Genomic DNA, 9446 nt, shown 5'->3' with positions numbered 1-9446 from the left:
CTCAATGTCGGCGCATTGGCACGCGCCGTATCATCCTCGCCGAGCACGAGCTCCTTGCGATAGGCCGCTTCGACCCGTTGGTTGAAAAATTCAATTCCGGGCAGGCGGATGCCAATAAGCGCGAGAACGCCGGTGCCCAGGATCGACCAGATGACCGCGGCGAACACCAGCGGATAGGAAATCGAGCCGAACAGAGGCAGCTCGGTGACGTTACTGGACAACCTCACCAGAACCGGCAGGAAGGCCACCAGTGTCAGCACCGCGCTGATGAGATTGACGCCTAGACCTTCCATGGTGCTGGCAAAGCGCATGGTGTCTTCCTGAATCCGCTGGGAGGCGCCTTCGATCGTGCGCAGCCGCGGCCAGTTGGCGACATAAAAATCGTTCATCGCCGTGCGCCAGCGGAAGATGTAGTGGCTGACGAAGAATCGCGTCATCACGCCGACCACGACGGCCACGAGCGCTATGCCGGCAAAGGTCGACAACTCGCTGTAGAACTGCTCGACCGTGACCGGCGCCGACTTCGAAAGCGCAGCCTGGATCATGTCATAGAACGGTCCATACCAGCTGTTGATCGCGACCGAGACCTGGACCTGAAAGTAAGAGGTGAACAGGATCAACGCCGAACCAAGAATGGACCACGTCGCCCAGGGATGCGGGGCAAATAACATCCATGCCGCCGCGAACGCCGTAACGGTCAGCGCAAAATAGAGATCAAACCACAGCGCCGAGGCCGACCAGAACGTCGCAAGCCCGACCGGCTTCTCCGGGGCTGGAAAGAGATTGCCGGCAAATACATACCAAAACGCCATCGCCAACGCCGTCCAAAGAATTGACGACGCAAAGAACAACTTTGGTCGAGGGAAGAATGAAACGAACATGCTCGCCGTCCTTTATCGACTTAGAACTTCAGCTCAGAAGATGAACTCGCCGCGGTTTCGCTAACTGTTCCTGACTTCCGGTCACCCGCCAGTCGCGTCGCACGCGCGATGCCTGAAAGGCCCCGGTCTAGCCGGGGCCTTCGATTCACCAGTCCGACTTCAGATCAATATTTGAGCAGAATCGGGCCGCCGAACTTATAGTTGAGCCGCGCAGTCACAAGATCGAAATCCTGGCGGATGCGGTCGCCGCCCAGCGAACCAGCAGCCACGACAAAGTTCACGTCGGCATCCCGCATGAACAAGTGGTCGTACTCGACGCTTACCGACCAGTTCGGCGCGAAACCGACTTCGATCCCGGCGCCCACAGTAGCACCCCAAGGGCTGCTATCAGCGCCCGCGAACTGCGCGCCCGTGACTGCGGAGTTGACTAGATACGTGTTGCTCGCCACTGCGACGCCGCCCTTGGCGTAAAACAGTACGGTGTCGAGCGCATAACCGATCTGCCCAGTCATCGTACCGAACGCACCAATCTTGCTCTGGTCGACATCGCCGAACGCAATGCTGACGTTGGATCCGCTCAGATCAGCCCAGTTCCCCTGACCTTCAACGCCCAGCACGATCTGGCCGATCTGCCATCGATAGCCGATCTGCCCGCCGACGGTAATGCCGGTCGCATCATGACAGCCCTCAGGGGTGCGACCATTGTAGTCCCAGCAATTCGAGCTTGAGCCCAAGCCGCCGTTCACACCGACGTAGAGGCCGCTCCAGTCGTAAATTGCAGCCGCGACAGGCGGCGGAGCTTTGGAGTAGAGAGGTTGGACGGGCTGCGCAGCCAGGTCTGCACCGGATGCGGACGCAATTGCGCCAAGCGCCACAATGCTCACAGTCGTAAGCAAGAAGTTCTTCATTTCTACTCTCATGTCTTGAGTGCCCCGAGCCTCATGCGTCTTAACAACGTGCGCGCGAATTGCTGTAGCTGCGTCACAACATTCGTGCCGAAAGAAATGCGTGAACCGGACGCTGCGTTAGGTTCTGCGTTGCAGATCATTCCCAAGTGTCCCCTTACGGAGGCCACCATGGGCGGAGCGCCACATCGGCATGCGTTTCTTGGAATCCCGGGCCCACCTTGATATCCCGCATTCCAAGTTCGGCGGAGACATCGAGCAGTTTGCTGACGGAATTTGTCGGATTCCATTCGCTTCTCGTCAGTCCTGTACCAATCGAGCAGAAATTCAATCTTCAGATATTTGATGCCATTGTCTTGAAGAATGCGTCTCATTTCCGCAAAACCAATCTTGCTTTGCGCGACCATCGTGTCTTCGTAGTGAAGACCGAACCCGTTGAACCCCGCGCGCGCTGCCCCTTCGACCCTGCCTTTGAATTGGAATGGAGTGACCTCAGCAGGCCCCCAGCGGGTAAACGTGCCCCGAAAGCGCGAAATACGAGATCAGAAGCTCTACGTCATTAGCCACGGCACTATCCTCGCGCGTTCAAGCGGTGAAGTAAGGTATGGCAGCCCACAGGCCACCGGTTGCCATTCTGATATCATGGCACTCGCTGACATAAAGTGGGCGCCCCACGAAACAGTTTTGCCTATTGGAGGCCCGGACCAACTTCGAAAATGGCCGCGCGGCCCTTCATTCGATTGGCGGCGCATCCGGCGCAATGTGGTTGTCGGCACGGCACGCGGCATGAAGAGCGCTAGCCGATGCGCGGTCTCGAACGTAAGCGGCATTTCCGCGACGATATCCATCCTCTTTGAGCGACGGTGAATGACGATCGCTCGATCGTGCTGATCCGCATTCCAGAAAACAACATAAAGATTGTACCTTCTAATGAATCCGACAAACGTGCCTTTGATGTTTTCAGACCCAAGGACGAGGCCGCCGGCCGCCTTCGATTGGGCCGGCTCCTGGACCGTCTTGACCATCTCGTCGAAAATGATCGCGCTCGGTTCCGCCCTCTTCCATGATTTTTTATCCGGAGTGGCAAGAGCACCGAGCGTTGGCGCGCAGCCCGGAAACCATCCGCCTCGCTGCCGTCAGCCAGATGGAGCATGGGGCAATGGAGACGGTGCCGCCATTTGAGAAGAGCCGCGAAATGCGATCGCGCAAGTTCGCCACGGCAGCGCCGCCGGGATAGCCGCGCCAGTCGCCAATCGGCCCGTCATCCTTGACGTGGGTTTCGCTGTGGTCGCTGTGACCAAAGCGGCCGACGAAGTCCGATTTATTTTCGTTCTTCGCCGGCTTCTGATTCATTCGGCTGGACTGTGCAATTGAGCCGCCCCGGGTTTGCCGCAGCCCATTTGCTTTAACTTACGCCGCCATGATGACTTGATTTCGGTGGAGCGCTGCAAGGCAAACGCGTGAATGAGGCGGCAGATTTATCTATGCCCTTCCATAGCGAGCCGCAGCGACTTCGGGATGCGCTGCGCCTTTCCAGCTGAGATAAACGCTACCCGTACACGTGCTGTGACCAGGAGATCGTCGCCACGCCTGCATTCCTGCAGCAAGGCAATCGACGCGCCCCTCACCTCTTGCGGGACTGTGACGACGTCAAGAATGTCATCCAAGACCGCCGGTTTTAGAAAATCGATCGTCATCGAGCGCACAACGAAGGCAACACCGGGCGCATCGTTCTTGGCTTCTTTGAGTAATGCTTGCTGATTCGTTCCGAGCAGGCGCAAGTAGTTCGTTCTGCCGCGTTCCATGAAGCGCAAGAAATTTGCGTGATAAACAATCTGGCCGGAGTCGGTATCTTCGAAATAGACCCGGATCTGCATATGATGGCGGCCGTCGCGAATTTCGCCATCAAGAGAGGCTCTCACGGTGTGGTCCCCTTGCTGCCCTTTTGGGACCCATTGTCTCGCACAAAGGCGCGTTCCAGAGCAAGCGCCGAGGGGCTTTGGCTTTGTTCGCGCAGTCGGAGCTCCGGCGCACCGCCGCGTGGGTGCTGCGCGTGCCCTCAACAGATCAACAACTTAGTAGCTCGGCCTGATCTTCGGGGTGATGACGAACTGCCCTTTTGGCCTGCGATTTGCCTGCCGGTGTGGCGCTGGCACGTCAGTGTTGGATACTAGGGAGGTCCGCTTGGATACTAGAGAGGTCCGCCAGAACTTAGCGGTATTCACGATGGCTGCTGGAGCTCGGGTCGATCAAGAAGCTACTTGTAAGAGGATTGGCGGATGCGAAACAATCGACGATCACACGGACTGTGGGTGCTGACTGCGCCACCAGCGCCACAAACTGCTCCACTTACTGATGAAATTGCAGCGGATATCGTCGTGATTGGCGGTGGATATACCGGGCTGTCGGCGGCCCTTCATCTAGCTGAAGGTGGAGCGCGTGTTGCGCTTTTGGAGGCGTCTGAAATAGGATTCGGCGGGTCCGGGCGGAACGTCGGACTCGTGAATGCGGGCATGTGGCTCATGCCTGAGTCGCTTCCGGCCGCGCTCCGCGCGCCTTTTGGAGAACGGTTACTTGAACAGCTCGGCCGCGGACCGCAGACGGTATTCGAGCTCATCGAAAAGCACCACATCGAATGTGAAGTCGAACGTGCCGGCACCTTGCATTGTGCGGTCGGACGTAAGGGCTTGGAGGAGGTTGAGGCCCGTGCCGAACAGTGGCAGAAGCGTGGAGCGCCCGTCCTGGTGCTAAATGCGGAGGCAACACGCAGCAAAGTAGGCGGTGGCGACTACACCGGCGCGCTGCTCGATAAGCGCGCCGGCACCATACAGCCATTGGCTTATGTGCGAGGGTTAGCGCGGGCCGCGCTTGCGATGGGAGCCAGGATATTTACGCATAGTGAGGCCGTCATGGCGCAACAGAATGGTTTCCGCTGGAGAGTCGGCACCGAAAGCGGATCTGTAGAGGCCGACTGGGTGGTCGTCGCGACGGACGCTTATAGCAAGGGACTTTGGTCTGAGGTACGGCAGGAACAGATTCAACTGCCCTATTTCAACTTTGGCACGCCATGTCTGCCCGATGATCTGAGAAAGTCGATCCTGCCTGAGCGGCAGGGTGTGTGGGACACTCGAGAAGTCCTCTCTTCGTTTCGTCTCGATCGCTCCGGGCGACTCGTGTTTGGCAGTGTTGGTGCGCTTGAGGGGATTGGGCGATCTATTCACCGCGCTTGGGCCCAAAGATCGTTGCACAAGCTTTTTCCAGGACTTCGGGGCGTCCAGTTTGAAACCGGCTGGTTTGGCATGATTGGAATGACCTCCGACAACTTGCCCCGGCTTCACAAGCTGGACCGCCAAGTCATCGGTTTCAGTGGCTATAACGGCCGCGGAATCGCACCAGGCACTGTGTTTGGCAGTGTTTTGGCTTCGTATGTATTGGGGCAGATCGCGGAGAACGACCTGCCGTTGCCGGTCACCGCCGTTGAAGCCCAGCGCTTTCGTGCAGCGCAGGAGGCGTTTTATACGGCGGGCTCCCAGCTTGTTCACCTGATGGATTCCTGGTTCTGATCACCCCAGCAACCCGGTTGGCTTCACAAGCTGCCCTCGCTCGAAGCATGCCGGTCCTCGTGATGTTGTTATGATGTGTTCAAGGGCGCCGTCATGGAACTTGGCATACCTCGGGTAGACGATCGGATGAACGACGAGCTTGCGACGGGTGACGTTCATGACTCGAGCTGTCGGTTCTCCGCCGAATGCCAGTCCGCACCGTGGAGGCGGATCATCTCCCCGACGGATCGCTCGATGAAGACGCGCTCAACGCAAAAGCCGGCAGTGACCGAAGCCGCACTTTAAAAGGGTTTCTCGATATCGCGAGACACCAGCGCGAAGGCCCACTCCAAACTGGAAGCGCTCATGAGTCGCCGTCACGGCGGTCGAAAGGGAAGCGCCAGCCTGTGAGGCGAGTTCTGCGTCATTTCGTTTCGCTGAACCCGTCTGGAAACTCCCTTATGATGGACAGGGCAACTTCGCCTCCCTGCTTTATCCCGGCATCGTAGTGCTAGATGCCAGCGCGGCTTTCTGTTGGGGTGTCATAATTAATCCATGCGCCGAGCGCGTGCGGTGCGCGGCGAAATCTCTTCCGAATAATGAGGTTGTCCACAGGAAGCTGTGAATAGCCGGCGTAAGGTTCCGCTATTTGCGGTTGCACGCCGGGAAACGTGTTCCACTGCTCGTAACGAATCGGGGAGAACCGCCAGCTTGCGACTGGCGGCCCCGATTGCCCGCGCAACGCTGCGGACTGCGGGCCAAACGCTGATGTTAGCAGCAACAGCATTACGTTCGGTAAGCCCCGAGAGGTCAAGTCCGGCTTTACTCTAGTGACAGAAGTCGAATGGCTACCTATAAGAACGCCAACTACCTACCGCAATCTAACAGCGACTGTTTCGATCAGGATCAGGGGCCGGGAGTCGCGGCTCCCTTTGCCGCTCTCTACCGATGCACGGGCTGTCATCGCGAAATCGGAATTGCAGCAGGCCACACATTGCCTCCGCAAAGCAATCATGCGCATACGTCAGCACAAGCACCATTCGATGGCGTCTGATCGTATGGGCAGATCACAATCCGAAGTGAGCGACCGACAACAGCGGAAGTCCGGTTCAGCCGGGCTTCTACACTCTTGTTTGGAGATGCCCATTCAGGCGAGAGTACTTGAGAATGAGCTAGAAGTATTTCGCGGCCGGGTCTTCAGCATCTTCCACTTCCGGCATCATTACTTTCGATGCATCGGACAGCGAGCCGCCAATGGAATTCAGCATCATTCTGAGAAGATTCAGAGCTTTCGCAAACGTCTTCGCCTCCGATTTGCCGCGCAACCAGCCCACTTGCCATTGCCACTAGCGTCCGGTGGCTCCGGGTTGAACCATCGAAGGTCATCAGACAGCGTTCGCCGCGCCTCGCGCTCGTGCGGTTTGCCTAAGCATTTCGGCGGTTCGCCTAACGGACCCAAGCCGTTTGGCTCTTTGCGGCCCGAAAATCGTTTTGGATTCTTGCGAGTGCGGCCGGTCGCCCGGGCTTTGCTGAGAGGAACGCATGCGCGTGCCATTGAAATTCATTCCTTTATATAAATTGGCTATGGGGACTCCATTTGCAGCTGTGCGCGTGAACGACCCGGTCGGTGTTTGGGTTGGCCGTTCTGTGCCTTTCGAGATGCCCTACCCATGTGGAACCACGCGAGCGCGACAAAGATTGCAATCAGGTGCATGCTCCGAACAAACATCTTCTCGGAAGCAACGGCAATACGGGCAACGGCGATGAATGAAGTTACGATGCTCAACGCGGAGTTAGATCGCTGCAAGGCTGAGCTGAGGGACCTTAACGCGAAGATGAGCTCAATTTCCTGCACGCAGCCGGTGGACATGACCGCAGTCGAGGACGTGGCGAGGCGAATTCGCCAAATTGCCGAACGGGTCGAAGTCTTGACGCGCACCATCCTCCACGGTCCACAAGCCGGAACACAATAAGGCTGCCAGGAGCGCTGCCGGGCGGCCAGTTACAAAGTTAACCCGGCAGGGAGATGCCCAGGTTAGATCATATTTCTAAGCCTTGCGTGTTCTTGCAGCAGCTCAACTTCTTCTGTCTGAGCCCCTGTTGCTTTCGTCAACTGTCGGCCACCTAGTCTTGCGAAGCGATTCGCGATCACCGTAGGTCGCAGGAACGTGCGCTTTTGGATGACGTAACGTGCGCGACACGCGATGCAGGTTCTGCGCTGCTACGGTCGAAAATGTCTTAAGCGGGCAGATATTCTGGCGGGAATTGTGCGAGGGCTTTAGCCTCTTCGCCCTGCCCGTGCGTTGGATGTAACCGTTGACATAAGTGCGATGCCAAGGGCCGCGTCCCCAAGCCGGATGATGAGCGGACCTGAGGCGCATTCAGCGAAGCTCGAGTCTGCCAAGGACCGCGAGTGCTCGCCACGAAAGATCGCTTCGCGGTCCTCAAATCGCGTGTTGCTCAGGCAGTCGCCTGCTGAAGCCCGACTTCCCCATGCCAACCGGAGCGTCTTCAGCGCAAAGGCCCCGTCTCCATGGAGCGCCGCCCGCGAACACTTGCGAATGGCGCCTCCTTCATACTCAACATTTCGCGTTGTCGTGTTCAGCCGTATCCGGCTGAAGACGTTAATGTCGGAGACCAGACACTAACGCGCGAGTATTCCGTCGCCTGAGCCGAAGAACATGGTTTTGCCCTCTTCAAGCGGGGCTCGCAAATGGCTTTGGTGGCACGTGGATTGCTGGGACACCGAAAAGAGCCCGTACGATCATGACGGCCTCGCAGTCGCCGGCCCAGGAGTCCAAATGAAACTTGCTCGATTGATCGCGGGCGTCAATCATCTCCATTCTCGCCAGCATTTCATCTCATCTAGTGTGTCGATGCCCATGCCGTAGTAGTTCGGTGCTACTATACGTGGCGAACGACGGTGGCACCCGCACGGAATCTATGCTTAAGGTCAGATCATGAAACCGGTTCTCGTCTTCGATTGGAATGGAACGTTGCTCGATGATGCATACGCACTGCTCGAAACCACCAATGCAATTCTAGATCGCTTTGGTCGTACAACGATCGACATGAAGACGCTTCGGGAACATTGCGACGTTCCGCTGTCTCTTCTTTATCGCAGCCTCGGACTATCGCGAGACGAGCTTGCGACGGTGGATCGCGATGGGAGTGCAATGTTTCACGACGCCTATGAGGCTCTTGCGGGCAGAGCCGATCTACGCGAGGGCGCGCGCAGAGTCTTGGAGTTGGCGCGCCGAGAAGGGGCTTCGTCCATCATCGTGAGCAACCATATAGTCGACCCTCTGCGCTACCAATTGAGAAGACTTGGAATCAATGACTGCATCGACGATGTGCTCGCGTTCGAAAGCCGCGACACGCAATACAAATCGACAAGCAAAGGAGAGCGACTTCGTCTATACATGCAGAAGAACAACTTGAAACCAGCGTCAACTTTCATCATCGGCGATATGCCGATCGAAACGGATATTGCACGGAATCTCGGACTGATAAGTATAGCCATTACCGGGGGATTTGTTTCCGAGGCGCGCCTGCAAGCGGCGCATCCAGACTACACGATTAACAACCTTCATGAGCTGTTGCCAATCTTACGAAGCTACGGTTTTTTTGGAATGCACAAATCATGATCGGCGAAGATCACCGCACAGCGTCTGTAAAACCTTGATCATGTCGTCCATGTTGAACGAGCTTATCTCGGCGATTCGAACTCCGCCTTCGACATCGCACGCGTCGCATGGCTCAACTCAGTCGCGAGTCCAGCATCTGCAATACCGAACCCGTAATCCGGTACCTGCCGCACTCGCGGCATTCCAGGCGCCTGTAGTCGTCACCGGTGGACTGCTCGAGGCTTGACGATGCCAGATCGAACAATAACCCATCTCGCACCCACACATTGCCGCTCTTACGACCTCAGCGATCCCAGATAGTCGAGCGTGTTGGCAAGCGTCACATTGTAGAATCGGAGAGCAACTTCACCCCGTGCGTCGAACGCTGGCTCTGACGCATATTCGATGATCGTGTTTGTTTTTATGGCGCGCCAATCAGCCTAGCCTGAAGGAGATCGAGCTTAGCGCGCCCGTACATCTGCCGCTTGACCA

8 protein-coding genes are annotated in these 9446 nt (G+C 57.3%); 3 read left to right on the top strand and 5 right to left on the bottom strand.

What is annotated here, in order from left to right; genetic code table 11:
* Together AC0L3S_RS38270 and AC0L3S_RS38265 are read right to left on the bottom strand one after the other, a co-directional pair.
* The coding region (locus AC0L3S_RS38270; RefSeq protein ID WP_473285031.1) for an SbmA/BacA-like family transporter at window positions 1-881 on the bottom strand (881 nt) is incomplete at its 3' end.
* Window positions 882-1045: 164 nt separating this feature from the next.
* The gene (locus AC0L3S_RS38265; RefSeq protein ID WP_035993548.1) at window positions 1046-1789 is read right to left on the bottom strand and encodes an outer membrane protein; all 744 of its coding nucleotides are present in this window, start codon (window positions 1787-1789) and stop codon (window positions 1046-1048) included.
* Between the two features lie 860 nt (window positions 1790-2649).
* On the opposite strand from AC0L3S_RS38265, the gene AC0L3S_RS38260 reads away from it, so the two are divergent.
* Window positions 2650-2853, top strand: coding sequence for a hypothetical protein (locus tag AC0L3S_RS38260; protein ID WP_219683517.1), 204 nt, complete (start codon window positions 2650-2652; stop codon window positions 2851-2853).
* Between the two features lie 4 nt (window positions 2854-2857).
* On the opposite strand, the gene AC0L3S_RS38255 is transcribed toward AC0L3S_RS38260, so the two are convergent.
* Both AC0L3S_RS38255 and ybgC read right to left on the bottom strand, forming a co-directional pair.
* Window positions 2858-3139 (bottom strand): hypothetical protein, encoded by a 282-nt coding sequence (locus AC0L3S_RS38255; protein ID WP_007596414.1) that lies wholly within the window; start codon window positions 3137-3139, stop codon window positions 2858-2860.
* A 125-nt stretch (window positions 3140-3264) separates the two neighbouring features.
* A complete protein-coding gene (gene ybgC / locus AC0L3S_RS38250) occupies window positions 3265-3708 on the bottom strand; it encodes a tol-pal system-associated acyl-CoA thioesterase (RefSeq protein ID WP_007596415.1) in 444 nt (147 codons plus the stop codon).
* A gap of 357 nt (window positions 3709-4065) precedes the next feature.
* Between ybgC and AC0L3S_RS38245 the strand changes: the two genes are divergently transcribed.
* On the top strand, window positions 4066-5349 hold the full coding sequence (locus AC0L3S_RS38245) for an NAD(P)/FAD-dependent oxidoreductase (RefSeq protein WP_007596417.1): 1284 nt from the start codon (window positions 4066-4068) through the stop codon (window positions 5347-5349).
* Window positions 5350-6500: 1151 nt separating this feature from the next.
* On the opposite strand, the gene AC0L3S_RS38240 is transcribed toward AC0L3S_RS38245, so the two are convergent.
* Window positions 6501-6662: a hypothetical protein gene (locus AC0L3S_RS38240; RefSeq protein WP_157158605.1), complete on the bottom strand. Its 162-nt coding sequence runs from the start codon at window positions 6660-6662 to the stop codon at window positions 6501-6503.
* A 1626-nt stretch (window positions 6663-8288) separates the two neighbouring features.
* Between AC0L3S_RS38240 and AC0L3S_RS38235 the strand changes: the two genes are divergently transcribed.
* Window positions 8289-8975, top strand: coding sequence for an HAD family hydrolase (locus AC0L3S_RS38235; RefSeq protein WP_007596419.1), 687 nt, complete (start codon window positions 8289-8291; stop codon window positions 8973-8975).
* Window positions 8976-9446: the final 471 nt, after the last annotated feature.

It is taken from the genome of Bradyrhizobium sp. Ken01, assembly GCF_055807355.1.
Note: the sequence above shows the minus strand (reverse complement) of the source record. Positions and strands in the feature narration are given on the sequence as shown.